The 25,166-nt window shown below is 67.9% G+C and carries 22 protein-coding genes; 12 read left to right on the top strand and 10 right to left on the bottom strand.

All coding sequences use genetic code 11. From position 1 onward, the window contains the following. Positions 1-28 precede the first annotated feature (28 nt). Entirely contained in the window at positions 29-1,645 is a 1,617-nt protein-coding gene (locus tag AC1DN2_RS13930; RefSeq protein ID WP_476850753.1) for an acyl-CoA synthetase, read from the top strand. A gap of 62 nt (positions 1,646-1,707) precedes the next feature. Here AC1DN2_RS13930 and AC1DN2_RS13925 read toward each other — a convergent pair whose 3' ends face one another. From AC1DN2_RS13925 to AC1DN2_RS13910, 4 genes are all read right to left on the bottom strand, one after another. Beyond that, entirely contained in the window at positions 1,708-2,331 is a 624-nt protein-coding gene (locus tag AC1DN2_RS13925) for a LysE family transporter (protein ID WP_476850752.1), read from the bottom strand. A gap of 49 nt (positions 2,332-2,380) precedes the next feature. Continuing rightward, positions 2,381-2,932, bottom strand: a complete 552-nt coding sequence (locus tag AC1DN2_RS13920; RefSeq protein ID WP_476850751.1) for a dihydrofolate reductase family protein — start codon at positions 2,930-2,932, stop codon at positions 2,381-2,383. Between the two features lie 173 nt (positions 2,933-3,105). Then, the gene (locus AC1DN2_RS13915) at positions 3,106-3,537 is read right to left on the bottom strand and encodes a hypothetical protein (RefSeq protein ID WP_476850750.1); all 432 of its coding nucleotides are present in this window, start codon (positions 3,535-3,537) and stop codon (positions 3,106-3,108) included. 129 nt (positions 3,538-3,666) lie between these two features. Continuing rightward, the gene (locus tag AC1DN2_RS13910; RefSeq protein ID WP_243180592.1) at positions 3,667-4,482 is read right to left on the bottom strand and encodes a methyltransferase domain-containing protein; all 816 of its coding nucleotides are present in this window, start codon (positions 4,480-4,482) and stop codon (positions 3,667-3,669) included. A gap of 141 nt (positions 4,483-4,623) precedes the next feature. Here AC1DN2_RS13910 and AC1DN2_RS13905 point away from each other — a divergent pair, with 141 nt between their 5' ends. Beyond that, positions 4,624-6,012 carry an APC family permease gene (locus tag AC1DN2_RS13905; RefSeq protein WP_476850749.1) on the top strand — a complete coding sequence of 463 codons (1,389 nt, stop codon included), beginning with the start codon at positions 4,624-4,626 and terminating at the stop codon, positions 6,010-6,012. A gap of 15 nt (positions 6,013-6,027) precedes the next feature. Here the strand turns inward: AC1DN2_RS13905 and AC1DN2_RS13900 are convergent, their stop codons facing one another. Then, entirely contained in the window at positions 6,028-6,588 is a 561-nt protein-coding gene (locus tag AC1DN2_RS13900) for a MarR family winged helix-turn-helix transcriptional regulator (protein WP_230010948.1), read from the bottom strand. A 229-nt stretch (positions 6,589-6,817) separates the two neighbouring features. Between AC1DN2_RS13900 and AC1DN2_RS13895 the strand changes: the two genes are divergently transcribed. Continuing rightward, on the top strand, positions 6,818-9,040 hold the full coding sequence (locus tag AC1DN2_RS13895) for an MMPL family transporter (RefSeq protein ID WP_476850748.1): 2,223 nt from the start codon (positions 6,818-6,820) through the stop codon (positions 9,038-9,040). 25 nt (positions 9,041-9,065) lie between these two features. On the opposite strand, the gene AC1DN2_RS13890 is transcribed toward AC1DN2_RS13895, so the two are convergent. After that, positions 9,066-10,028 (bottom strand): NAD-dependent epimerase/dehydratase family protein, encoded by a 963-nt coding sequence (locus tag AC1DN2_RS13890; protein WP_476850747.1) that lies wholly within the window; start codon positions 10,026-10,028, stop codon positions 9,066-9,068. Between the two features lie 125 nt (positions 10,029-10,153). Here AC1DN2_RS13890 and AC1DN2_RS13885 point away from each other — a divergent pair, with 125 nt between their 5' ends. From AC1DN2_RS13885 to AC1DN2_RS13850, 8 genes are all read left to right on the top strand, one after another. After that, on the top strand, positions 10,154-10,960 hold the full coding sequence (locus AC1DN2_RS13885) for a TetR/AcrR family transcriptional regulator (RefSeq protein ID WP_476850746.1): 807 nt from the start codon (positions 10,154-10,156) through the stop codon (positions 10,958-10,960). A 91-nt stretch (positions 10,961-11,051) separates the two neighbouring features. Next, positions 11,052-11,507, top strand: coding sequence for a hypothetical protein (locus AC1DN2_RS13880; protein WP_476850745.1), 456 nt, complete (start codon positions 11,052-11,054; stop codon positions 11,505-11,507). Positions 11,508-11,882: 375 nt separating this feature from the next. Beyond that, complete coding sequence (gene dnaK, locus AC1DN2_RS13875; protein ID WP_079550752.1) at positions 11,883-13,745, top strand: molecular chaperone DnaK; 1,863 nt, start codon at positions 11,883-11,885, stop codon at positions 13,743-13,745. 2 nt (positions 13,746-13,747) lie between these two features. Further along, entirely contained in the window at positions 13,748-14,419 is a 672-nt protein-coding gene (locus tag AC1DN2_RS13870) for a nucleotide exchange factor GrpE (RefSeq protein ID WP_476850744.1), read from the top strand. Positions 14,420-14,683: 264 nt separating this feature from the next. Beyond that, positions 14,684-15,667, top strand: a complete 984-nt coding sequence (locus AC1DN2_RS13865; protein WP_476850743.1) for a DnaJ C-terminal domain-containing protein — start codon at positions 14,684-14,686, stop codon at positions 15,665-15,667. 15 nt (positions 15,668-15,682) lie between these two features. Next, positions 15,683-16,105 carry a heat shock protein transcriptional repressor HspR gene (locus AC1DN2_RS13860; protein WP_028275425.1) on the top strand — a complete coding sequence of 141 codons (423 nt, stop codon included), beginning with the start codon at positions 15,683-15,685 and terminating at the stop codon, positions 16,103-16,105. Positions 16,106-16,546: 441 nt separating this feature from the next. Beyond that, positions 16,547-16,945 carry a hypothetical protein gene (locus tag AC1DN2_RS13855; RefSeq protein ID WP_476850742.1) on the top strand — a complete coding sequence of 133 codons (399 nt, stop codon included), beginning with the start codon at positions 16,547-16,549 and terminating at the stop codon, positions 16,943-16,945. Between the two features lie 106 nt (positions 16,946-17,051). Then, a complete protein-coding gene (locus AC1DN2_RS13850) occupies positions 17,052-19,214 on the top strand; it encodes an elongation factor G-like protein EF-G2 (RefSeq protein ID WP_476850741.1) in 2,163 nt (720 codons plus the stop codon). A gap of 21 nt (positions 19,215-19,235) precedes the next feature. Here AC1DN2_RS13850 and AC1DN2_RS13845 read toward each other — a convergent pair whose 3' ends face one another. Next, positions 19,236-20,645: an aldehyde dehydrogenase family protein gene (locus tag AC1DN2_RS13845; protein ID WP_476850740.1), complete on the bottom strand. Its 1,410-nt coding sequence runs from the start codon at positions 20,643-20,645 to the stop codon at positions 19,236-19,238. 332 nt (positions 20,646-20,977) lie between these two features. Between AC1DN2_RS13845 and AC1DN2_RS13840 the strand changes: the two genes are divergently transcribed. Continuing rightward, positions 20,978-22,447 (top strand): APC family permease, encoded by a 1,470-nt coding sequence (locus AC1DN2_RS13840; protein ID WP_476850739.1) that lies wholly within the window; start codon positions 20,978-20,980, stop codon positions 22,445-22,447. Between the two features lie 147 nt (positions 22,448-22,594). On the opposite strand, the gene AC1DN2_RS13835 is transcribed toward AC1DN2_RS13840, so the two are convergent. The 3 genes from AC1DN2_RS13835 to AC1DN2_RS13825 form a co-directional block, all read right to left on the bottom strand. Beyond that, entirely contained in the window at positions 22,595-23,071 is a 477-nt protein-coding gene (locus AC1DN2_RS13835; protein WP_476850738.1) for a hypothetical protein, read from the bottom strand. Between the two features lie 331 nt (positions 23,072-23,402). Beyond that, entirely contained in the window at positions 23,403-24,374 is a 972-nt protein-coding gene (locus AC1DN2_RS13830) for an AraC-like ligand-binding domain-containing protein (RefSeq protein ID WP_476850737.1), read from the bottom strand. A 123-nt stretch (positions 24,375-24,497) separates the two neighbouring features. After that, on the bottom strand, positions 24,498-25,088 hold the full coding sequence (locus tag AC1DN2_RS13825; protein ID WP_223917200.1) for a TetR/AcrR family transcriptional regulator: 591 nt from the start codon (positions 25,086-25,088) through the stop codon (positions 24,498-24,500). Between the last annotated feature and the right edge of the window lie 78 nt (positions 25,089-25,166).

Below are 25,166 nucleotides of genomic sequence, written 5' to 3'. Positions count from 1 at the left end.
GCTACCGTCTAACTAGAAAGGATTTTCCGTGGAGAATTTTGGCATCGGCTCGTGGCTGCAACGGCGCCGCCCGAAGTCGGGCACCAAGACCGCAATCATCGCCGGGGAACGCAGTCTCAGCTACAGCGAGCTCGCGGGACGCTCCACCCGGCTCGCCAACGCCCTCCGGGACCGCGGCGTAATCAAAGGCGACAGGGTGGCCTACCTGGGCGAAAACGATCCCTCCTTCCTGGAGACCCTCTTCGCCGCCGGCCTGGCAGGTGCCGTCTTCGTCCCGCTGAACACCCGGCTCGCGCCGCCCGAGATCCAGTTCCAGCTCCGGGACAGCGGCGCTGTCGTGCTGGTCCACTCGGCGTCGCTCGCGGTGCTCGCCGAACGCGGCTCGGCGGAGACGGCCGTGGGTTCGCGGATCGTCGTCGACGAGTCGACAGCGCCAGCCGAAACAGTGCCCGATCCAACGCTGCCCGACGGCGGGGCCGACGGCGGCGGCGACGGCGGCGCTGGCCGGGGAACCGCCGTGGAGGCGTATGAGGCCGTCATTGCGTCCGGTGCGGCGCTGGCGCCGGACGAGCCCGTGGGCCTGGACGACGCCGCCATGATCCTCTACACCTCCGGAACCACCGGAAACCCCAAAGGCGCGCTCCTGACCCACGGCAACATCACGTGGAACTGCATCAACGTGCTGGTCGATTTCGACTTTGCCTCCACCGACGTGGCTCTCATGATCTCCCCGATGTTCCACGTCGCCTCCCTGGACATGGGCGTCCTGCCCACGCTCCTCAAAGGTGGCACCGTGATATTGGAGGCCAAGTTCGATCCCCGCCGGACGCTCGAGCTGATCCAGCAGCACCGCGCAACGACTATCAGCGGGGTGCCCACGACCTACCAGATGCTGTGCGAGCACCCGGACTGGGACGCCACGGACCTCAGCTCGCTGAACAAACTGACATGCGGCGGGTCCGCGGTGCCGATGCGGGTCCTGGAAGCCTACGAGCGGAGGGGGCTGCGCTTCTCCAACGGCTACGGCATGACCGAGACGGCCCCGGGCGCCACCACGCTGCCGGCGGCGAGGTCCCGGGACAAGGCCGGGTCCTCCGGACTGCCGCATTTCTTCACCGATGTCCGGGTGGCCGATCCCCTCGACCCGGCGTCCGGGCCCGCTGCGCCCGGAATGGTGGGGGAGATCCAGATCAAGGGTCCCAACGTCATCCACCAGTACTGGAACCGGCCCGAGGCCTCGTCGGACTCCTACACAGGGGACGGCTGGTTCAAGTCCGGCGACATGGGCTACAAGGACCCGGACGGTTTCGTGTTCATCTCCGACAGGCTCAAGGACATGATCATCTCCGGCGGGGAGAACATCTATCCCGCCGAGGTGGAGCAGGCGATCGCCGAGCTCGACGCCGTCGGAAGCGTCGCGGTGATCGGGGTGCCGGACGAGAAATGGGGCGAGGTGCCGCGGGCCGTGGTGCTGTTGCGGGAGGGCGCCCGGCTCACGGAAGAACAGCTGCGCTCCCACCTGGAGGGCCGGCTGGCGAGGTACAAGATCCCCAAATCAGTCGTCTTCGTGGACGAGATGCCCCGGACAGCGAGCGGCAAGATCCGGAAAGCGGACCTCCGAAAGCTGGCGCCCGGCCACGTCTGACAGAGGAGCGGTCCCGGACGGTGAGCCGGCCGCCGGTGCCGGGACGCCGGCGGCCGCGGTGCCTAGTGGATTGCGGCCAGCAGGACGCCGACGCCGACGAAGAGCCCGCCGAACGTCCGGTTCAGGACCTTTTGTCCGCGGGCGTCGCGGGTGAAGCGCTGGAAGGACCGGGCCGCAGCCGCGAAGAAGAACCACATGACCGCCACGTCGATCACGATCACGGTAGCGGCCAGGACCAAGTACTGCGGCAGCAGCGGCTGCTCCGGCCGGATGAACTGCGGCATGAAGGCCAGGAAGAAGACCACGGCTTTGGGGTTGAGCAGATTGACCCAGAGGCCACGGCGGAACATGGACAGGCCCGGCTCGTTGCGCAGGGCCGCGGCCTTCTCCTGGTCCAGGTCCGGCTTGTGCAGGAACTGCCGGATGCCCAGGTAGACCAGGTAGGCGGCGCCGGCGTAGCGGATCACGTTGAAGGCAACCGGTGAGCTCGCCACGAGCACCCCGACGCCGAGGGCCACGATCAGGATGTGCACAACGAGGGCGGCCTGCTGGCCCAGGATGCCCCAAAGGGACCGGCGGAATCCCGAGTTCAGGGAGTTGCTCATGGTGTTGATGGCGCCCGCGCCGGGAGTGAAGCTGATCAGGACGCCGGCGCCGGCCAGGGCCAGCCAAAGGGAGGGTTGCACCAGGTAAGTTTACGGTCCCGGCCGTGGCGGGTCCGATTGATGACGGGAGTCAGTCGCGGCGGAGGCCGTAGCTGAGAATCATGTTGCCTTTGCTGGTCTGCTGGGACGACTGCAGCTCCAGCCGGGTGAGGGCATCGCCGTCGTTGAACAGCCGCCGCCCGCTGCCGGCGATCACGGGATGGACGATCAGCATCAAGGTGTCGAGCAGCCCGGCGAACAGTAACTGGTGGACCAGCGAAATGCTGCTGAAGATCCCGATTTCGCCGCCGTCGCTGTTCTTCAGGGCCGCGACGAAGTCTTCCAGCGGGCCCTCGATCAGGCGTGAATTTTGCCAATCCAGCTCGCCTGTCAGGGTCCTGGACGCGACAAATTTCGGCAGCGGATTGATGAATCCGGCAAAGTCCGCGTCGCTTTCGGCGTTGGGCCAGTATTCTGCCCATTGCTGGTAGCCCACGCGGCCGAGGAGCGCGGTGTCGATCCGGCCCATCATCTCGCCCATCCCGGCGCCGAGCTCTTCGTCGAAGCTGTCGAATTGCCACTTGAACGGGTCTTCAACCACGCCGTCCACAGAGCAGAAAAGGCCGGCCGTCAATTTGCGCATGGGTTTCTCCTTGCCGTGGGTCTCCAGTGCAGATATCTAATGCACCCTATCCGCAGACCCGGAAGCAGGGAATGGCTGCAGACAACTCGACGGCGAACGCCCCGGAGGCCGGCCGTGCCGCCAGCATCGCGGGCCTTGGGCGTGCAAGGAGCGCGCCCAAGACCCGCTAAGGGTTAGCCGTTGGACGTGTAGCCATCCGTGGCGGTGTCCCCGGGGCCGCCCTGGCCTTCCTGGGTTGCGGTCACCGTGAAGTTCGCATCCAGCAGGACGGTGGCGCGCGTGCCGTCCGCCTTCGTGATGTGGGCTTCGTAGGTGGCGCCGTCGGCGTCGGTCTCCATCCGCTCGATCGTCGCATCCGGCTGGGCGGCCTTTACCGCCGCCTCGACCTTCGTGGCGGTGTCGCCGGTGAGAACCTCCTCCGTCTTTCCGTTGGCCTGGTGCGGGCCGCGCTGGCCCCCGGTGCCGTAGCCGTCGGTGGCCTGGGTCGAGGACGAGCTGCCGGTGGAATCGGCAGCCATCGCGGGGATGGCCGATGCGCCGATGGCGCCGCCGCCGATCACCGCAGCGAGCATGATGCCCGCGGTGGTCTTGTTGATCTTTGCCATGGTGAAACTCCTTTGCTGGGGCCCGGGCTTCCGGGCCGGCCGAGGATTCGGCCTGTACCCAGCCTCAGGCGCGGAGTTATGGCTGCACTTTCGGCGGGCTGTGCCGGTGCTGTGACCGCTGGCCGCCGCTCACGCCCGGGCGATGACCTCGCCGTTGGGAATCAGAAACCAGCCGTCGTCGGTGGAGCCCCACCGGTGCCAGCCCGCGGAAATCCGGGCCAGGTCCGCCTCGCTGGCCAGGCCGTACTCGAGCGCTTGGTCGGCAAAGGACGAATGCAGCACCCGCTCGCCCCACACCCGGGCCTGCCAGCGCCGCTCATGCCCAGTGGCGTAGAGCCAGTTGCTGCTGGACGGCGCCACATCCGTGAAGCCGGCGGCCTGCGCCCAGGACACGAGCCGGCGGCCGGCGTCGGGCTCGGCGCCATTGCGGCGGGCGATCCGCTGGTAGAGCTCCATCCAGTCGTCGAGTTCGGGTATGGCCGGGTACCAGCTCATGCCGTGGAAGTCGGCGTCGCGCACCGCCACTATCCCGCCTGCCTTGGCCGCCCGCCGCATCTCCCGCAGCGCCGCGACGGGGTCCGTGAGGTGCTGGAGGACCTGATGGGCGTGGACGACGTCGAAGGATTCGTCCGGGAAATCGAGGTCGTAGATGTTGCCGGCGGCAAAGCCGACATTGTCCACGCCGCGCTCGACGGCGAGGGCCGCGGCCTGGGCGATGATGTCGGGGGAGCGGTCCAAGCCTGTGACCCTGCCCGGCGCCACCAGCTCCGCGAAGTCGCAGGTGATGCTGCCAGGCCCACAGCCGACGTCGAGGACGGAGGTCCCGGGCATCAGATGCGGGAGCACGAACGCTGCCGAGTTTTCCGCCGTGCGGGAGGCATGGGCACGGACCACCGACTCGTGGTGGCCGTGCGTGTACACATCGTCAGGCTGCTGCGCACTCATAATGGAACGCTACCCTCCCTCGCCCGGAAAAGGGTGGACCCCCAACTGCGGGTCAGCAAGCGCGCGCCGCAGGCAGTTTTTTGCGGGTGGCCGTCAGTTTTGCCGCTTCCGGCGCCGGCGATTCTACGGATGAATGGAGGAGTGAAGATCAGCAACAGCAACAGCAACAGCAACAGCAACAGCAACAGCAACAGCAACAGCGGCAGCGGCAGCGGCGCCGGCAACGGACTGGGCCTGTTCCGGGCCACCGGAATCTATGTCGGCGCGATCCTGGGCTCGGGTGTCCTGGTGCTTCCCGCCATCGCAGCCAAGGAGGCAGGCCCGGCGTCGCTCCTGGCCTGGGCTGTCCTGCTGGTGTTCTGCATTCCCGTTGCCTTCAGCTTCGCCGAAATGAGCCGCCAGCAGCCCGACGCCGGAGGGATCGCCCACTTCGTCAAGCGTGCCTTTGGTCGCCGCGCCTCGGTGGTGGCCGGGTACCTCTTCTACTTTTCGATCCCCTTCGGTGCCCCGGCAACGGCCGTGATCGGCGGCAACTACATCGCCCACGCCGTCGGCGGCGGCCGGGACACCGCAGTCCTCGCGGCGGCGGTGATCCTGCTGGCCGCCTTCGCGAGCAACGCCGTCGGCATCAGGGTTTCCAGCCGCATGCAACTGGTGCTCATGGTGCTGCTGGTGGCACTGCTCGCGCTCGCCGTCGTCCTCGCGGTACCGCACGCCAAGGCGGAAAATTTCCAGCCCTTCGCCCCGCACGGCTACTGGGCGGTCGGCGGTGCCGCGAGCCTGCTGTTCTTCTGCTTCGCCGGCTGGGAAGCCGTCTCGCACCTGGCCGGTGAGTTCCGGAACCCCGGGCGCGATCTCCGGCGGGCCACGTGGCTCACGCTGATTGTGGTGGGCGCGGTCTACATTGGCGTTGTCGCCGCCTCGGTGGCCGTCCTCGGCCCGGAACTGCCCGCTACGGCGGTGCCCGTCGCGGCGTTGCTGGAGAAAGGGCTGGGTTCATTGGCGGCCCCGCTCACCGCGGTTGCGGCGGCGGTTTTGACGTTCGGCCCCATCAACACCTTCGTGGCCGGGGCCAGCCGGCTCGGGGCCGCCCTGGCATCCGACGGCGTGCTGCCGCCCGCCCTTGCACGCGGTGCCGGGCGGGGACAGATACCCGCCGGAAGCCTGGCAACTCTGGCCGTCCTGACGTTGCTGTCCTTCGCTGCCGCCGTCGCCGGACTCATCGACATGCAGTTCCAGATCGGCGCCGCCTCGGCGTGTTTTACGGCCGTCACCGCGTTTGGGCTGGCGGCCGGCATCCGGCTGCTGCAGCCGCGGACCGTTGCCTGGTACGGCGTGATCGTGGCGGCCGGGGTCATGGTGGCCGTCCTAATCTTCAGCGGCTGGGCGCTGGGGGTTCCGCTGGCCCTGGTAGCGGCCGCCGTCGGCGTCGGCAGGCGCTTTGGCGGGACCCCAGAACAGGAAACGGCGCCTTCTGCACTCGGGGAGGCGCTCCCTGGTGGCCGGCCGCAAACCGCCGCCCATCCGTGACGCCCGGGCCGCGAGTCAGCCGGGGCGCTGCCCCGGCGCTTGCTCCGGCCCGGGGCCGCGGGCCGCTTCCTCACCGGCCCGGACAGTGGCATCGATCATGGAGTTCATGAAGCGGGTGGCGATCTCCAGTTCTTCGGGCGTGAAGGTCGCCATGGCCGCACCCATGTGGCGGGCCAGCGGCAGGAACATTGCGCCGCCGTCCCGGTAGGCCTTGGGCGTCATGCGCAGCTGCACCTGGCGGCGGTCCGCGCCCTCGCGCTCACGGACCACGTGGCCGGAACTGTGGAGCCGGTCGATCAGTGCGGTGGTGGCCGGGGAGCTGAGGTTCAGCTCTTTCCTCAGCACCCCTGGAGTGACAATCTGGTCCCGCGCCGCGTGCCGCATGATGACGGCGAGGGCGTTGAGGTCCGTGCGGTGCATGTCGTTGCGGCCGCCGGCGGAGTCCACGTAGCGGTTGGCTTCGAGGGTGAATTCCTGCAGGAGCCGGACGAGGGGCGGCGGACCGGCGGCTTCGGGCGGGACTGTGTTCTTGGGCGAGACCGCGTCTTCGGATAGGCCCGGGGATTCGGCTGACACGGCGGACCTCCTTCGTCCCTTGATCCTGCCCCGGTGGTCTGACCGCGGCAGGTCGGCGCTGTCGACGGCGCCTTCGGGAGTCTACTGCAGGGTCTGCGGAGAGGCCTGACGCCGGCTGTCTTTCCATTCTCCTCCGGTGCCCCCGGCAAATGGGTTATCTCTATGATGGAGATAGTCTACTATGGAGTTGATCTCTGCTCCCACTCCGAGGCGCACCCTGGAAGGAAACATGAAAACGACTTCGTCCGCGGCGACCCGTGTCCCGTTCTGGCTGCGCTGGCTGGTCCCCGCAGTGCTCGTCCTGGCCTGGCTGGCGATCGCCGGCGTCGGCGGCCCTACATTCGGCCGCCTGAGCGAGGTGTCATCGAATGACCAGGCATCGTTCCTTCCCGCCGGGGCCGAGGCCACCGAGGCTGCGGACTGGCAGGCCAAGTTCAGGGACTCCAAGGAGATCCCGGCAGTGATCGTGGTTGAGAGCGACTCCGCCTTCACCCCGGCCCAGCTCCGCGAGACCGCGGCCCTCAAGGGCAAGCTGGAGGCCCTGCAGGCCGGGAGCACGGTGATCGGTCCCATCCCCTCCGAGGACGCCAAGGCAGTCCAGTTCGTGGTGCCCATTGCTTCCTCGGCGGAAGTGAAAACGGTCGTCAAGGAACTGCGCAACGAGGTCCGGGCGTCCGCGCCGGCCGGAATGCAGACCTTCGTCACCGGACCGGCCGGCCTCACCGCGGACCTTGTGAGTGCCTTTGCCGGCATTGACGGCATCCTGCTGCTCGTGGCCCTGGGCGCCGTGTTCCTGATCCTGCTGATTGTCTACCGTTCCCTGCTGCTGCCCGTCATGGTGCTGTTCACGTCGGTCTTCGCGCTGTGCGCCGCGATCCTGCTGGTGTTTGGCATGGCTAAGGCCGGCTGGATCCAATTGAACGGCCAGAGCCAGGGCATCCTGTCCATCCTGGTGATCGGCGCAGCTACCGACTACGCCCTGCTGTATGTGGCCCGGTTCCGCGAAGCCCTGACCCACACCACCAACCGGACGGCCGCCGCCGTCACCGCATGGAAGGCGGCCTGGGAACCGATCCTGGCCTCCGGCGCCACCGTAATCATCGCGCTGCTCTGCCTGCTGTTCTCCGACCTCAACTCCAACAAGGCCCTCGGCCCGGTGGCGGCGGCGGGCATCCTCTGCGCGCTCTTCGCCGCCCTGACCCTGCTGCCGGCCCTGATGGCACTGCTGGGCCGGGCAGCGTTCTGGCCGTTCCGGCCCAAACTGCTCCCGGAAACCGATCGGGAACCGGAACTGGTCACCGGCCTCGAGGGCCAGAAGGGACTCTGGCGGGCCACCGGTTCGCTCGTATCCCGCCGGCCGCGCACGGTCTGGGTCGCCTCGGTGCTGCTGCTCCTGGTAGCCGCTACAGGCCTCCTGCAGCTTAAAGCCAACGGCGTCGCCCAGACCGACGTCATCCTCACCTCCTCCAATGCCGTCGACGGGCAGGATGCCCTGGGCCGGCACTTCGACGCCGGGTCCGGCAGCCCCGCGGTGATCGTGGCCGACGAGGCAAACGCCCAGGACGTTCTGGCGAAGCTGCAGACCAGCGACGGCGTCGGAGACGCCTACCTGCTGGCCGAAGGCGGCGCCCCGGTCATCACCGGCGCCCCGGGCGCGCCGGCTGCCCCCGCAATCAGGGACGGGAAGGTCCTGATCAACGCGACGCTGAACCACGCCGCGGACTCCGCCGAGGCCGAAAACGCCGTGGTGTCGCTCCGCCAGGACCTGAAGAAGATAGACAGCGGTGTGCTGGTCGGCGGTGTGACGGCCACGGCGCTGGATACCAACACCACTGCCCAGCGCGACCTCGTCACCATCATCCCGGTGGTCCTGGGCGTCATCCTGGTCATCCTCATGCTGCTGCTGCGCTCGGTGCTCGCGCCGGTCCTGCTGGTCGCCTCCGTGGTCCTGTCCTATGCCGCGGCGATGGGCGTCTCCGCCTTCGTGTTCAACAATGTCTTCGGCTTCCCGGGCGCGGACGCGACGGTGCCCCTGTTCGGCTTCGTCTTCCTCGTGGCACTGGGCGTCGACTACAACATCTTCCTGATGAGCCGGGTCCGGGAGGAATCCCTCAAGCACGGCACCCGGGCCGGCATCCTGCGCGGCCTCGTAGTGACAGGCGGGGTCATCACCTCTGCCGGGGTGGTCCTGGCGGCCACCTTCGCCGCCCTCGGCGTCATCCCGATCATGTTCCTGGTCCAGCTCGCCTTCATCGTCGCGTTCGGCGTCCTGCTGGACACGGTGCTGGTCCGCTCCCTGCTGGTGCCCGCGCTGGCCTACGACATCGGCCCGCGGCTTTGGTGGCCCGGCAAGCTCGGCCGGCCCGGGAACGGGGCCGTGGCCCGGGCCACGCTGTCCGCCGAAAATCCGAAGGCAGATCCGGCTGAAAACGAGGAGGCCGGGGTCCGCTAGGCGGAACCGAAAACCGCAGCCGCCGTCACAGTCCCTGGTCCCCCCACCAGGCGACGGTGGCGGCGGCTGCCTCGTGCAGCGGGGTCGGTGTCAGCCCCAGCGCGGCCTGGCTCGCCGTGGAATCCATGACGAAGGGGTGCTCGAACTGGTACAGGGTCTCGGCCAGGTCCCGCATATCCGGAGAAAACACTCCCATTGCCCTCACCGCCCACCCGGGAACGCCGGTGACACGCGGTGCCCGGGCGCCGGCCGCCTTGGCGAATGCCCCCGCGATCTCGCGCTGGGTCAGTGCAGGTCCAGTGGGCGCATGCCATACCCGGTTCCACACCTGGGGCCTGTCAGCCGCCGCAATCATGGCGGCCGCGAGGTCCGGGACATACGTGAAGGAATGCGGCTGGTCCGCCCGCCCGATCACCTGCATTGGCTTGCCGGCCGCGACGGGCCGGACCATGCGCTCGCCGGCGTGCGAGTTGCGGACCCGCGGCCCGAAGAAATCGCCGGCCACCATGCTCACGGTGGCGGTGGGGGAGGCCGCCCGGGCCGCGAGCAGCGCGGTCCGGACTCCGCGCTTGCCGCCCTGCGCCTGCCGGGGGCTGTCCTCGGTCATGATGTTTTCCGGGGTGCTGTAGGAGTACAGGCTTTCCGGGAAGACCACGACGGCGCCCGCCGCGCCCGCCGCGGCGAGCACATTCAGCTCGGCGGCCGGGAGCTCCCTGGCCCACACCTCGGCGTTGTAGCGCGAGCCGTGGATGCAATGAAAAACGGCCGCGGCGCCCTGGACGGCCTCGCCGAGCCGGGCGGGCTCGGACACGTCGATCGACACTCGTTCCACCAGCGGGTGGGCGGGTCCGCTGCCGGACCTCGTCAGGAGGCGCACCCGTTGGCCCGCCGCTGCCAACTGTTCGGCGACGGTCCAGCCCACCGGGCCGGCCCCTGTGACGACATAGAGCCTGGACGGTTGGTGCCCGGAGGCTGCAGGTTGGGACATTCCGATCTCCTTTTTGAAATAACGAGAGCAGTGCTCTCCCATTCAGGATGCGACGCCGTGGCCGGCAAGTCAAGAGCGGTGCTCACATTTGTTGACAGTGCTCTTGGATGTGGAATGCTGGACTCATGCCAGAGGACAGGATTGCGGGCGCGATAGACGCCGGCGTTGCGGCAGGCCCGGCCGGAGCGGCCGGAGCGGCCCCGGCGGCGGTGCGGCTGCGCACCCCGCGCGAGCGTGCCCGGGCCCAAACGGTGGCCGATATCGTCCGCCTGGGCCGGGAGCATCTGGTGCTGCACGGTGCCGCCGCACTGTCCCTCCGTGCCGTGGCCCGTGATCTCGGGGTCGTCTCTTCGGCGGTCTACCGCTACGTGGAGAGCCGCGAGGAGCTGCTGACCCTTCTGCTGATTGATGCGTACAACGAACTTGGCGATGCGGTGGATGCCGCCGTCGGGGCAGTGCCGGAGGATGACTTCGGCGGGCGCTTCGCGGCGCTGGGCTGCGCGGTGCGGGACTGGGCGCTGCGCGAGCCCTCCCGCTACGCCCTGCTCTTCGGCAGTCCGGTGCCCGGTTACCAGGCCCCGGCGGGGCGGACCACCGGCCCCGGGACGAGGGTGATTACTGCCCTCATGGGAATCCTCGACGGCGCTTTCCGGGCCGGGCGGCTCGCCGCGACCGGCCGGCGGAGTCCTGCCGTGTCCGCCGGGCTGGCGGGGGACCTGGCGAAAATCCGCGCCGAGTTCGGCCTGGCGGTGCCGGATGACCTCCTGGCCCGCGGCGCACTGGCCTGGACCTCGCTTTTCGGTGCCGTCAGTTTCGAGGTTTTCGGCCAGTATGGCCCAGACACGTTCACAGCCCGGGAGGAGCTCTTCGGCCACCACCTCGCGGTGCTGGCCGACGTGGCGGGCCTGCCGGCGGCCGGCGCTGCCCGGTAAACCAGGTTCCCCTGTTGCCTTGCCGTGGCGCTCGATAGACTGCCCCTGCGCCCGCACGGGCGCGCCAGATGCGTCCAGGAAGGATCCATCCATGTCTGAAGAGACCAGGCCTGAAGAGAACAGGCCTGCAGAGAACACGCCTGTAGAGAATGTCCCCGGAAAAGCGGCGCCGCGGAACGTCGATGCCGGTCCCGCGGAAGATGAGGCAGAGGCCGCGGCACCTGAGGGGCAATACGTTGAGGGCGACTACGGCTCCGCCGGCACGGCAGGCCAAGTCCCGCCCACCGCCGTCGAGGGGGAGTACGCCGCGGGGGACTACGGCGAGGCCGGCGTGGCCGGAGCCGCCGTCGTCGGCGACGTGGAAGGCGACTATCCCGAGGGCGACTACGGCGAGGGCGGGGTCTCCGGTGAGCCCGCCGGCGTCGCCGAGGAAGGTGAATACCCCGAAGGTGACTACGGGAGCGCCGGTACGTCCCGTCCCGAGCGATCCGCCCGGCCGGCAGCGGGAGAGCCTGCCGACGGCGACGCCGCTCGGGGCGACAACTAACGGGATCAAAGCTGGCGGGACCAGCCGGCGCGGGCGCCGGCTGGTCCCCTGCCCAGGTCTGCGCCCCTGCGCCCAGCGGGCAGGTTCGCGCAGGGCGAAACGCCGCCCGGGACGCGCCGGAAGGGCTGGATTGAGGGGAATTTAGGCGGCGAGGAGCTGCCGCGGGCGGGACGGGAGTGCAAAGTTGAGTCGACTTCGCTCAACTTTAAATTGACTTATGTCCCCCTCTGGGTAAAGTTGAGTGTAGATCGCTCAATAACGGTCGGACCCACTGCGGTTAGAGCAATTGCGGTTAGAGCCACAGTCACTGTGGTTGGAGCCACTGCGGGTCCGCGGCCATCTCCGCAAGATTCCAAGGAAGTAAGGAAACAATCCATGTCACGTGCAGTAGGTATTGACCTCGGAACCACTAACTCCGTCGTCTCCGTTCTCGAAGGTGGCGAGCCCACCGTCATTGCCAACGCCGAGGGTGGCCGCACCACGCCGTCGGTTGTTGCCTTCTCCAAGTCCGGCGAGGTCCTGGTCGGCGAGATCGCCAAGCGCCAGGCCGTCAACAACATTGACCGCACCATCGCGTCCGTCAAGCGCCACATGGGCACTGACTGGACCGTCGCCATTGACGACAAGAAGTACACGGCGCAGGAAATTTCCGCCCGTATCCTCATGAAGCTTAAGAACGACGCCGAGTCCTACCTCGGTGAAAAGGTCACCGACGCCGTCGTCACCGTGCCGGCCTACTTCAACGACGCCCAGCGCCAGGCCACCAAGGAGGCCGGAGAAATCGCCGGCCTGAACGTCCTGCGCATCGTCAACGAGCCCACAGCGGCCGCCCTGGCCTACGGCCTGGACAAGGGCAAGGAAGACGAACTCATCCTGGTCTTCGACCTCGGCGGCGGAACCTTCGACGTCTCCCTCCTGGAGGTCGGCAAGGATGAGGACAACTTCTCCACCATCCAGGTCCGCGCCACCGCCGGTGACAACCACCTCGGCGGCGACGACTGGGACCAGCGCGTCGTGGAATACCTGCTGAACCAGCTCAAGGTCAAGGGCATCGACCTCACGAAGGACAAGATTGCCCTGCAGCGTCTCCGTGAAGCCGCGGAGCAGGCCAAGAAGGAACTCTCCTCCTCCTCCAGCACCAACGTTTCCCTCCAGTACCTGTCCGTCACCCCCGACGGCCCGGTCCACCTGGACGAGCAGCTGACCCGCGCCAAGTTCCAGGACCTCACCAAGGACCTGCTGGACCGCACCAAGAAGCCGTTCCAGGACGTCATCAAGGAAGCCGGCATCAAGCTCTCCGAGATCGACCACATCGTGCTCGTCGGCGGCTCCACCCGCATGCCGGCCGTCTACGACCTCGTCAAGGAACTGGCCGGCGGCAAGGAGCCCAACAAGGGCGTCAACCCCGATGAGGTCGTCGCCGTCGGCGCCGCCCTGCAGGCCGGTGTCCTCAAGGGCGAGCGCAAGGACGTGCTCCTGATCGACGTCACCCCGTTGTCCCTTGGCATCGAAACCAAGGGCGGCATCATGACGCACCTGATCGAGCGCAACACCGCCATCCCGACCAAGCGGAGCGAAACCTTCACCACCGCGGATGACAACCAGCCGTCCGTGGCCATCCAGGTCTTCCAGGGCGAGCGTGAGTTCACCCGCGACAACAAGCCGCTGGGCACCTTCGAACTGACCGGCATCGCGCCGGCCCCCCGCGGCGTTCCGCAGGTCGAGGTCACCTTCGACATCGACGCCAACGGCATCGTGCACGTTTCGGCGAAGGACAAGGGCACCGGCAAGGAACAGTCCATGACCATCACCGGCGGCACCGCGCTGTCCAAGGAAGACATCGACCGCATGGTCCACGACGCCGAAGAGCACGCGGCCGAGGACAAGGCCCGCCGCGAGGCAACCGACACCCGCAACACGGCCGAGCAGCTCGCCTACTCCGTGGACAAGCTGATCGCCGACAACGCCGACAAGCTGCCCGAAGAGGTCAAGACCGAGGTCAAGGCCGACGTCGACGCCCTCAAGAAGGCCCTCGAAGGCACCGATGACGCCGCCGTGAAGACCGCGTTCGAGAAGCTGCAGGCTTCCCAGACCAAGCTCGGCGAAGCCATCTACGCCCAGGCCGGTTCCCCCGACGGCCACGCCGGTGCGCAGGGTGCCCCCGCAGGCGAGCCGGCAGCCGGCTCCGACGAGGACATCGTCGACGCCGAAATCGTTGACGAAGACGAGAAGAAGTAATCATGCCGCATCACGGTAACGAAGAAGAGCACGGTTCTTCCGAGAGCCGGCGCGACGCGGAACAGCAGGAGAGCGAGCCGCAGAAGCCGGTGATCCACGACAACCGCAAGGTTGATCCGAAGACCGGCCAGGCCCGCCACCCCGGCCAGGAGCACGCAGCTGCCGCGGCAGACTCCGGGGACGCACTGTCCCAGGCGGAGGACATCCTCAACAGTGTTGAGGTGCCCCCCGCGGAATCTGTGGCCCAGGGCGTTGACGCGGCCGCGGCGGAGGAGCTCAGGAATGACCTCCGCCGCCTGCAGGCCGAGTACGTCAACTACCGCAAGCGGGTCGAGCGCGACCGGGCCGTGGCGGGCGAGATGGCCGTCATCGGCGTCCTGAACGCGCTGCTGCCGGTACTGGACGACGTCGACGCCGCCCGCCAGCACGGCGACCTCGCGGACGGCCCTTTCGCCGCGATCGCCGCCAAACTGGAGGCTGCGCTGAAGACGTACGGGCTGGTCCGCATCGATGAGACCGGCGTGGAGTTCGATCCGACCATCCACGAGGCCCTCATCCAGCAGCCCGGCACGGATATCGAAATCGACACCGTCAGCCAGGTGCTGCGCTCGGGCTACAAGTCCGGCGACCGCGTCCTCCGCGCGGCCCAGGTGATCGTGGCGGTACCGGCGTAGTCACCTATCGCGAAGCGAGACAAGGGGCCCCGCCCCTACGCGTGGCGGCCTAGGGTCCTGCGGACCCAAGCCGCCACGCTCCGATAGGCCCGATGCCACTCCCGGGCCCCTTGTCTCGCTCCGCTCAGCGGTTGTCTCGCCTAAGGTGAGATGAACGCAGCGCAGCTGGATAGGGGGCCGCGGCGTGGTGGGCACCGCGAAGCGGGCACGGCCCCCTATCCAGCGGAGCTCGAACCGCAATACAGACTTTGAAAGGAAACGCCATTGGCTAGCCAGGACTGGGTGGACAAGGACTTCTACAAGATCCTTGGTGTCGCCAAGGACGCTTCCGACGCCGACATCAAGAAGGCCTACCGCAAACTTGCCCGGCAGCACCACCCGGACACCAATGCGGGGAACGTCGCGTCGGAGAAGAAGTTCAAGGACATCTCCGAGGCCTATTCCGTGCTCTCGGATCCCGATGAGCGCCAGCAGTACGACGCCATCCGGGCCATGGGCGGCGGCGCACGCTTTGCCCCTGGCGGAAGCGGCGGGGCCGGCGGCGGAGCTGGCTTCGAGGACCTCTTCGGCGGGCTCTTTACCGGCGGCGGAGGCCGCCACTCCGGCGGCTACAGCACGGCCGGCGGCATGCCGCCCGAGTTTGCAGATCTCTTCGGCGGCGGCGGATTCGGCGGCGGGGGCCAGTCCTTCCAGCGGGCTCCGCAGAAGGGCTCGGACCGCACCGCGTCGACCTCGATCTCGTTCGGCGGGTCCATCCGCGGCACCACGATCGGCCTGCGTGAACCGGACGGTGAGGTCATCGACGTCCGCATCCCGGCCGGCATCAAGGACGGACAAAAGGTCCGCGTCCGCGGCAAGGGGCAGTACGCCCCCGCCGGCAACGGCGACCTCATGGTCACCGTCTCGGTAAAGCCGCACGAATTCTACGTCCGCGACGGCGACAACCTCCGGATCCACGTCCCGGTCTCCTTCCCGGAGGCGGCCCTGGGCGCAGACATCGAGGTTCCGACGGTCGACGGCGACACGGTCAAGGTCAGGGTTCCGGCAGGGACGCCCTCGGGCAGGACCCTGCGCGTCAAGGGCCGCGGCGTCAAGCACGCCAAAGCCACCGGCGATCTGCTGGTGACGATCGACGTCGCTGTTCCGCGGAAGCTGAACAAGGAAGCGGAGGAGGCCGTGAAGGCCTTCGCCGCGGCCACCGCCAATGAGGACGTCCGCGCGGGCCTGGCAGCCAAGGCCCGGCTCTAGGAACGGGATCCAGCCATGGCCATCGACTTCGACCAGCCGATCTTCGTCATCTCCGTTGCCGCGGAACTGGCGGACATGCACCCGCAGACGCTGCGCCAGTACGACCGGCTGGGCATCGTCTCGCCCAGCCGTGCCCCGGGCAAGTCGCGGCGTTACTCGCAGCGGGATGTGAATATGCTTCGCGAGGTCCAGCGGCTCTCCCAGGAGGGGGTCTCGCTGGAGGGCATCAAGCGGATCCTCCAGCTGGAGAACCAGGTGGCCGCCCTGCAGCGCCGGGTCGGAGAACTGACTGAGGAACTGGGCCGGCGCCGCCAAGGGGCCGATTCGCGGATCTTCGCCGCAGGAACTGCCGGCGACGTCGTCAGCCTGGCCCGCGGCAAGCGTCCGCAGGCGCGGTCGCAGGCGCTGGTGGTGTGGCGGCCGAGGGGCATGGGCTAGGACTCATCTCGCGGTTTCCCCAGGTTTCCCTGGTGAGCAGGGCGGCGATGACACGGCCACGGGGAATGTGTCAACCATCACGTTTTTCAGTTACGTCGCAATGCCGGGGCAAGTAGCGGCAGGAGTAAACCGAGTACACCGGAACGCAATCAGGTACCCGACCATCCGATAGTCGGGTACCTGATTTGCGTGACTTCATGCCCATTCCGCGCGTTGAATTGGAGTGTCAGAAAAGGCTGGCATGACACGCCTACAGCTCCTACGGGAAGCCCGGGCGCGGAGCCAGCGCAGGAGCAGCGTAGACGCCGGGGGGCATCGCATGCATGATTCAACCGAGTTTGATCCGTCCAGGTGTGATTCGCCCAGGTTTGATTCGCCCAGGTTTGATTCGCCCCTACGGGGCGGGTCCCGGCTGCGGCCAGTTGCGTTGACGGGCACGCCGTGAGCCCGGGGCTCCAGGCGGCCGTCCTGTTTGCCGGTTCCCTGCCGGGGCACATCCTGATGTCCCTGGGGCAGGCCCTGGTGGTCGTCTGCCTGTGCTTCGACTTCGTCCGCGCGGTCTCCGTGCCGCGATCCCGCAGCCGGTTCGTCGCCAACACGTGGTTCCGGACACTTGCACTGCCTTCCATCGTGGTCATGGCGTTCAGCGTGCTCCTCGATGCCGCCTCCGGCTCTTGGCCCGAGGTCGCCGCTGGAGTGTTCGTCATGGTCGCCGTGATCTTCAGGTGGCACCATGGCAGCGACGAGGACAGCTGGTGGACGGGCAAAGGCAAGGCCCTGGGCCGTTGGCTCCGGAACCGGGCAGCCTCCGGGTCCCTGGTTGCTCCGGCCACGGCCTGAAAAACTACGGCCTGAAAAAGACCTTGCTGTCCGGGCGTCCCAGGGTGTCCAATCCTTAACACAAGGCCCTGCAGGGCACGAGTGGATGCGACGCCGGGAGGTTCTCATGCCGTCGAAAGGCGCCAAGACGCCGTCAAGAGGACCGGTCCGGGGTACGTCTGACCTCCGGCGGGCAGACGCCAACGGCGTCGCGCCGCCGGAACAGCCGGACAAGGTCCGCAATGTGGCACTCGTGGGGCATTCCGGTTCCGGAAAAACGATGCTCACCGAGGCACTGCTTGCCGCCACCGGAGCCATCACCCGCAAGGGCTCGATCGCCGAGGGCACTACGGTGAGCGACTCGGATCCTTCCGCCATCGCGCAGCAGCGCTCCGTGGCGCTCGCGGTGGTGCCGGTGATGGTGGGGGACATCAAGGTCAACCTGCTGGACACTCCGGGCTATACGGATTTCATCGGCGAGCTGAGGGCAGGGCTCCGGGCGGCGGATGCGGTGCTGTTCGTCGTCTCGGCCACCGACGACGTCGACGCAGCGACCACGGCGCTTTGGAGCGAGTGCCAGCGGCTCGGGATGCCGCGGGCCGTGGTCATCAGCCGCCTGGACCATCCGCGCGCGGACTTCGACGCCGCCATCGCCCGCTGCCGCCTGGCATTCGGCGACTCCATCCTTCCGCTCTACCTGCCGGTCCCCGCGGACGGTCCCGTCACCGGGCTGCTGGGACTGCTGACCGGCACGGTCTCCGACTACAGTGATGCGGAACCGGCGCCGGCCACCCGGGCCGCGACCGGCGTCGAACTCGCCGCCGCGGAGTCCGCACGGGGCGCGCTGATCGAAGGGATCATTGCCGAGAGCGAAGACGAGACGCTCATGGACCGCTACCTCGGAGGCGAGGAAATCGCCCCCGACGTCCTGATCACCGATCTGGAGACGGCCGTGGCCCGCGGGTCCTTCCACCCGGTGCTGCCGGCGTCGGCGGAGTCCGGGCTCGGCCTGGCGGAACTGCTCGAGGTCCTGGTGCGTGCGTTTCCGACGCCGGCGGAGCGCGGCGTCCCCGCAGCGACCGACCTCGACGGGGTGCCCGCCGGCGCGCTCGGCTGCGACCCCGACGGTCCGCTGCTCGGTGAAGTGGTCCGTACGACGATCGACCCGTTCCTTGGCCGCGTCTGCCTGGTGCGCGTTTTCTCCGGCGTGGTGCGGGAGGACGCCGCCATCCATGTGGGCGGCCGCGGAATGGCCGACCGCGGCCACGAGGACCACGACAGCGACGAGCGGGTCACCCACCTGTACTCGCCACTGGGATCAGGTCTGCGGCCAGTGCCGTTCTGCGTCGCGGGGGATATCTGCGCGCTGACCAAGCTGGGCACCGCCGAGACCGGCGACACGATTTCGGCCAAGGAGCTGCCGCTGCTGGTGGCCGCCTGGGACATGCCGGACCCGCTCATGCCGGTCGCCATCGAAGCCGCCACGCACGGCGACGAGGACGCCCTGGCCAGGAACCTGGGGAAGGTCACTGCCGGGGACCCGACGCTGCGGGTGGAACGCAACTCCGAAACCCACCAGCTGATCCTGTGGTGCATGGGCGAGGCGCACGCCGACGTCGTCCTGGGCAGGCTGCGGGACCAAGGGGTGAACCTGCAGAGCGTCCCGGTCATCACGCCGCTGCGGGAGACGTTTGCCGCGCCGGCCGCCGGGCACGGGCGCTATGTCAAACAATCCGGCGGCCACGGCCAGTACGCGGTGTGCGACATCGAGGTGGAACCGCTTGACCGCGGCGGCGGGTTCGAGTTTGTCGACAAGACCGTTGGCGGCGTGATTCCCGGGCCGTTCATTACCTCGGTGGAAAAGGGCGTCCGGGCCCAGATGCAGAAAGGCGTCTCGGCCGGGTTCCCGGTAGTGGATATCAAGGTAACGCTGATCGGCGGCAAGACGCACAGCGTGGATTCCTCCGATGCTGCCTTCCAGGCGGCCGGGGCGCTGGCCCTCCGGGAGGCGGCCGGGGCAACCCGCATCCAGTTCCTGGAGCCGGTCTCGTCCGTGACCATCAGCGTTTCGGAGGACCACGTGGGCGCCGTGATGAGCGACTTGTCCTCCCGGCGGGCACGCCTGACCGGAACCACCTCCGCCGGCGCCGACGGCACCGAGATCAGCGCCGAGGTGCCGGACCAGGAACTGTTGCGGTACGCGGTGGAGTTGCGGGCCCTGACCGCCGGCAGCGGCCGGTTCCGGCGCAGCTACCTGCGGCACGAACCCGTGCCGCAGGCGCTGCGCTGATGGCCCCTGCCAAGTGCAGCGTCAGCCGTTGATGACCTGCGGAACCCCGAGGGCCTTGAGGCCTTCGACACCGAATTCGAGTCCGTAGCCGGACTGCTTCGCGCCACCGAACGGGATGCGGGGGTCCACGGCCCCGTGCTTGTTGATCCAGACAGTGCCGGCCTCGAGCCGGGCCGCCACCTTGCGGGCTTCGGCGGGGTCGGAGGACCAGACCGAGGCGCCGAGTCCGACGTCGACGGCGTTGGCCATGGCGATGGCCTCGTCCACGGTGCCGTAGCGGATGATCGGCAGGGCGGGGCCGAACTGCTCCTCGGCGACCAGCGGGTTGCTGTTGGCGATGTCCGCGACGAGGGTGGTGGGGTAGAAGTTCCCGGGCTGGTCGTTCTCCGGGTTGCCGCCGAGCAGGATCCTGGCGCCGGAGTCGCGGGCTGCCTCGACGAGCCTGGCGACGATGTCGAACTGCTGGCGGTTCTGCAGCGGGCCCAGGACGTTGGCCTCGTCGAGTCCGTTGCCCATGGGCATGGCACGGGCCACGCTGGCGAGTTCCTCGCAGACGGCGTCGTAAATGGCGTCGTGGACGTAGAGGCGCTTGAGCGCCGCGCAGGTCTGGCCGGTGTTGATGAAGGCGCCCCAGAACAGGCCCTCGGCGATCGCCTTGGGGTCGGCGTCGGGCAGGACGATGCCGGCGTCGTTGCCGCCGAGCTCCAGGGTGAGGCGCTTGACGGTGTCGGCGGAGGATTTGATGATGGCCTTGCCGGTGGCGGTGGAGCCGGTGAACATGATCTTGCCGACCGCGGGGTGTCCGGCCAGGGCCTCGCCGACGTCGCGGCCGCCGGAGACCGCCGTGAGGAGGCCTTCGGGGAGTTCCTGGTTGAGGATTTCGACGAGGGCAAGAACGGACAGCGGGGTGTATTCGGACGGCTTGACGACGACGGCGTTGCCCATGCGCAGGGCTGGGGCGAGCTGCCAGACGGTGATCATCATGGGCCAATTCCAGGGGCCGATCGCGCCGACGACGCCGATGGGCCGGTAGTGCAGTTCGGCGCGGGTTTCGCCGTCGTCCACCACGGTTTCGGGGTCCAGGGGCGTGCCGGCGGCGACGCGGAGCCAGGCGGCGCAGGCGCCGACCTCAAAGCGGGCGTTCGGGCCGTTCAGCGGTTTCCCCTGCTCGCGGGAGAGCAGGCGGGCGAGTTCCTCGGCGGAGCGTTCGACGGCGTCGGCGGCCCTGAGCAGCGCGGCGGACCGGGCGTCGTGGCCCAGCGCGGCCCAGGCCGGCTGCGCGGCGGCTGCGGCGGCGATGGCGGCTTCGAGGTCCTGAACGGTGTGGACCGGTGCTTCGCCGACCGGCTGTCCGGTGGCCGGGTCAAAGATCGTGCGGGTTTCCCCGGCCACCGGGGTGATCGAGGCGAGCAGGGCGTCGTAGGTTTCCATGGGGGTACTCCACATCGAGTAGGTCAGAGAACGCGGCCGGTGCGGCCTAAGAGTGCTGTTTCAAGCGTGCTCCGGCGAGGGCCGAGGGGCTTGTCTATCCGCGAAGAGCTGTTGTGCGGGAGCGAACGGAACACCGAAAGCTATTTCCTGAGGCTGCGGACCCGAGGGCGTCCGGCCCGCCGTGCAGGCGGCACGGGGCCCGGTGCTGACTACGCTCAGGAACAACAACCGGTCGCTAATCGACAAAAGCGTGACGGGCGCCACCTGCCATGCTGGATTTCACGGTGCAACGCACCCCATCTCCCAGACTCATGACCGTTAAGAAGGATCCGATGAGTATTTCAAATTCAGATTCCCGGACCGCAGAATCCAGCCCCCGCACGGAGCACTCCACCGCGCTGCGTGCCGGCAGCGTCGGCGTCATGGGCATTCTCTTCTTTGTTTTGTCAGCCCAGGCGCCGTTGACCGGAATCGTCGGGGCATCACCCCTGGCCGCAGCGCTCGGCAACGGCGCCGGCGCCCCCGGCGCGTATCTGGTGGTGGGCATCGTCATCGTGATCTTCGCGGTCGGCTTCGTGGCCATGAGCCGGAAGATCCAGGCCAACGGCGCCTTCTACGCCTATGTCACCGCCGCCTTCGGACGGAAGGTTGGCGCGGGAGCGGCGTGGCTCGCGCTCCTCGCGTACAGCACGGTCCAGGCCGCGATGTATGGGCTGTACGGCGCGGCGTTCTCGGGCCTCCTCGGATCTGCCGGGATCGTGGTCCCTTGGTGGCTTCTAGCCGCCATCACCATGGCGGGCGTGCAGGTGCTGGGCTCCCTCAACATCGAACTCGGGGCGCGGGTCCTGGCGGTGCTGGTGGGCCTGGAGGTCGCTATCCTGCTCATGTTCGGCTTCACCGTACTGTTGCGGGGCGGCGGGCCGGAGGGGATCAGCCTGGCGGCGTCCTTCTCTCCCGCGGCGATCGGCGCAGGCGCCCCGGGCGTTGCCATCATGTTCGCAGTCGCCTCCATGTTCGGCTTCGAATCAACGGCCATCTACTCGGCCGAGGCCAAGGACGCCCACCGCACCGTCGCCCGGGCCACGTACCTTTCGGTAGTCGTCATCGCGGTCTTCTTCTCCTTCATTTCTTGGATGCTGGTCAGCTACTACGGACCCTCGCATGTCATCGACGCCGCGGGCGCGGCCCTCGAATCGGGCGATTCCACCGCGTTCGTGCTGACGCCGATGGTGGAGCTGTTCGGGCCGTGGGCCGGAACGGTCACCGGCATGCTGCTCGTGACCTCCCTGCTGGCCGGCATCATCGCCTTCCACAACGGCATCAACCGCTACCTCCATTCGCTGGCCCTGCGCGGGTCGATGCCCCGCGGAGTGGCCCGGACCAACCGGCACAAGGCGCCCGCCGTCGCTGCGCGGATCCAGACCGTGGTCGCCTTCCTGCTCGTGGCGCCGTTCGCGGTGCTGTCCCTGGATCCTGTCCTCACCCTCTTTTCCTGGTTCAGCGGGCTGGCCGTGGCCGCGCTCCTGGTGCTGTACATGCTCTGCTCGCTGGCCGTCGTCGCCTACTTCCGGCGGGAAAGGGTGTCCGGCCAGCTCTGGCAGACCGCGGTGGCACCGGTGCTCGCCACCCTGCTGCTTGGCTGGGTCCTGTCCCTCGTCATCATCAACTTCACCGCTCTGATCGGCGGCAGTGCCGAAACGGCCGTGGGCCTGCTGCTGACCGTACCCATTGTGTTTACCGCCGGTGTGCTGGTGGAAATTGCCGTGGAGCGCAGGGCCGCGCGCGCAGGGGTCACTGCCTGACGATCAGCCTTGGGCACAGAGTTGCGGTATCGCGTTTCTGGACTGCAGAGAGGCTCCGCCCGGCTTCCCCGGCGGAGCCTCTCCCGTCTCTTAGTGTCAGTCTCAGAGCCCTCGACGTCGGGCTGGCACAGATAGTCCAGGCCCTGATTAGGGGCTCGCCGTCCATTTCCAGTCCACGGTCGAGTCGGTCAAATTTACCCGGCAGAATTTCGTGGCGGTTTTGGAATCATCGTGTCCGATCTTGTAGACGAATTCGACGCCGAGTTCGTAACCGGAGGCACTGTCCGGAAGCGAGATCTGTTTGATCTCTCCAAGATATTTGACGCTCACCAGCGTGACTTTCGGGGCGGGGCGCAGCTGGCCCGGCGCGGGGGTTGCACCGGAGGCCTGGGCCTTGAGTTGATCCATGCACAGATTCTTGACCCGCTGTTGCGCGCCCGCATCGACGGTTCCCACGGACGACGCAGCCGGGTCGGCGGACGCGGATGGATTTGCGGATGCGGCTGCACCAGCGGGTGCTGCCGTCTCCGCTGAAGAGAGTCGCGTCTCCGGCGGGCCGCAGGCCACCAAGGCCAGACAGGTAAACAGCACGGCGCAGATCATTGACTTGGCAGATCGATTCATAGCGCCCCCGTTGGTCGTCACCTGTTCCCTGACATCAGCCCTGGTAAGGCCATGCCTTGCGTACCGAACCTGGCTTGGACGTGTTCGCATAGTGGGAGCCGCGAACGCCGTCCGAGCACCTCGTATTGTCCGGAATAGCCCTTGGAAAAAACTGGACTGAGATGTTGTGGCTGGCGTCAACCGGCATGACCCGGTCCCGCCCGGCCGAAGGCGGGACGGCATGAGGACGAATCGCGCACTGACGACCGCTATTGATGACGGGGCGCCTCTGAGTCCCGGCTGGCGGGTGCTGACGACGGCAGGTGCTCTCGGCAGGGGGTGAAGGCCAGGCTCAGGCGCCGCGCCGCCAGTCGCTGGGGGACTCACCGAAGGCATCACGGAAGGTGCGGCTGAAATGGGCCGCATCCAGGAAGCCCCAGCGCGCGGCCACGGCTCCGACCGGCATTCCGGCCAGGAGCGGATCGCGCAGTTCGCGGCGCGCCCCCTCCAGCCGCTGGGTCCGGATCCAGCTCGCCACGGTGGTCCCGGATTCATGGAAGACGTTGTGCAGGTGCCGGGTGGAGATGAAATGGGCCGCCGCGATGGACGCCGGTGACAGCATTGGATCGGCCAGGTGGGCATCGATGTACTCGCGGACGGATGCCGCCAACAGGGCCTGGGGCCTCATACGGTCGGGGGACATGTCCAGTTCTGAATGCAGCATCGTGGAGACGAGATCGAGGGCGTTGGTGGCCAGCCGCGATCCGCTGGGGCCGCTCAGCGCCTCCAGGTTCTCCGCGAGATGGGCGATGAAGGGACCGACGATCGCGGCGAGGCCCCCGTCGGCGGCCATCCGCAGCGCCGAAAGCTGCGCGATGCAGTCCGGCGGCAGGGACAGCGCGTCCCCGGGAAACATCAGCACCATGAGCCGGGCGTCGCCCTCGAAGGCAAGCGTGTACGGGCGGCTGGTGTCATAGATGGAGAGATCCCCCGGATGCAGGACTGCCTCGCGGTTGTCCTGGATGAGGAGCCCGGTGCCCTGCAGCTGGAGATTGAGCTTGAAATAGCGCTGGTTGGACTGCGCAATCAGCGCCGGCGTGCGGTGGACCTCATGGCTCGAGGAGGAGACCTCGACGAGTGCCACACGGTCCAGCCTGCGGGCCCGCATGCGGCCGCGGAAGTTGTCCGTATCGGCGCTCGAGGCGGCCAGGGGAACGAAGGACTCGGCGACCAGGTGCCTCCAGTGGTCGAAAGATTCTGCTGTGCTGGTGAGGACATCCTGTCCGGCGGGGCTGGCCACTGGGCGGGTTGCAACTGCAGTCATCGAAGATCCTGACGCCGTCATAATTCTTGGAATGTGTCATGGGACACAGTCCTTTCAGGGTAGCGGCGCGGCCCGCCGATGTCATCTTTTTTCGACGCTCGGCGAATAAAGATTGCCTGGGGCTTAGCAGGCCAGCAGGGTCAGGAAGCCCTCCAGCTGCTCGTTCAGCCCGAGTTCCACCTGGCCTTCCGGGGTGAGTGCCGCCGTAATCTGCGCGCCGAGAAGGAGGTTAAGCAGCTGCCCGGCCAGGGCGGCGTCGTCGACGGCGGTGGTGACGGCGCCGGCCTGCCGCGCCTCGGCAAGGTACCGCCGCATCGCCGCAAGCCACTGCTCCATCGAATCCCGGTGGATCCGGGCCTTGCCGGGGTCATTGATGGCCTTCTGCCAGAACGGGATGACAATCCGGGCCTCGTTGATCCGCTCCTCATCCAGCGGCAGCACCTCGACGCAAAACGACCGCAGGGCCGCCAGCCCGGCCTGCCCGGCGGTGACTCCAGCGATGCGCTCGTTGGTGCGGTTGAAGACGTGCCCGAACGCGAAGGTCAGCAGGTCATCCTTGGTGGGGAAGTAGGGCTTGAGGGCGCCGTTCGCGAAGCCTGCCTCGAGGGCAATTTCCCGCATGGTGGCACTTTCAATCCCGAGCCGGGCGATGATCCGCCACGTGGCGTCGACGAGTTCAAGCCGCCGCTGGTCGTGGTCGACAATCTTTGGCACCGGACAGCTCCCCAAATATTTTGCGTCGGACTCTTGTGGCACAGCTTACATTTCCGTATTCTCTACAACTATAGAAAA

The organism is Arthrobacter sp. 01L42, from assembly GCF_056400005.1.
The sequence above is the reverse complement of the archived record's forward strand: the minus strand, read 5'-3'. Positions and strand labels throughout refer to the sequence as shown.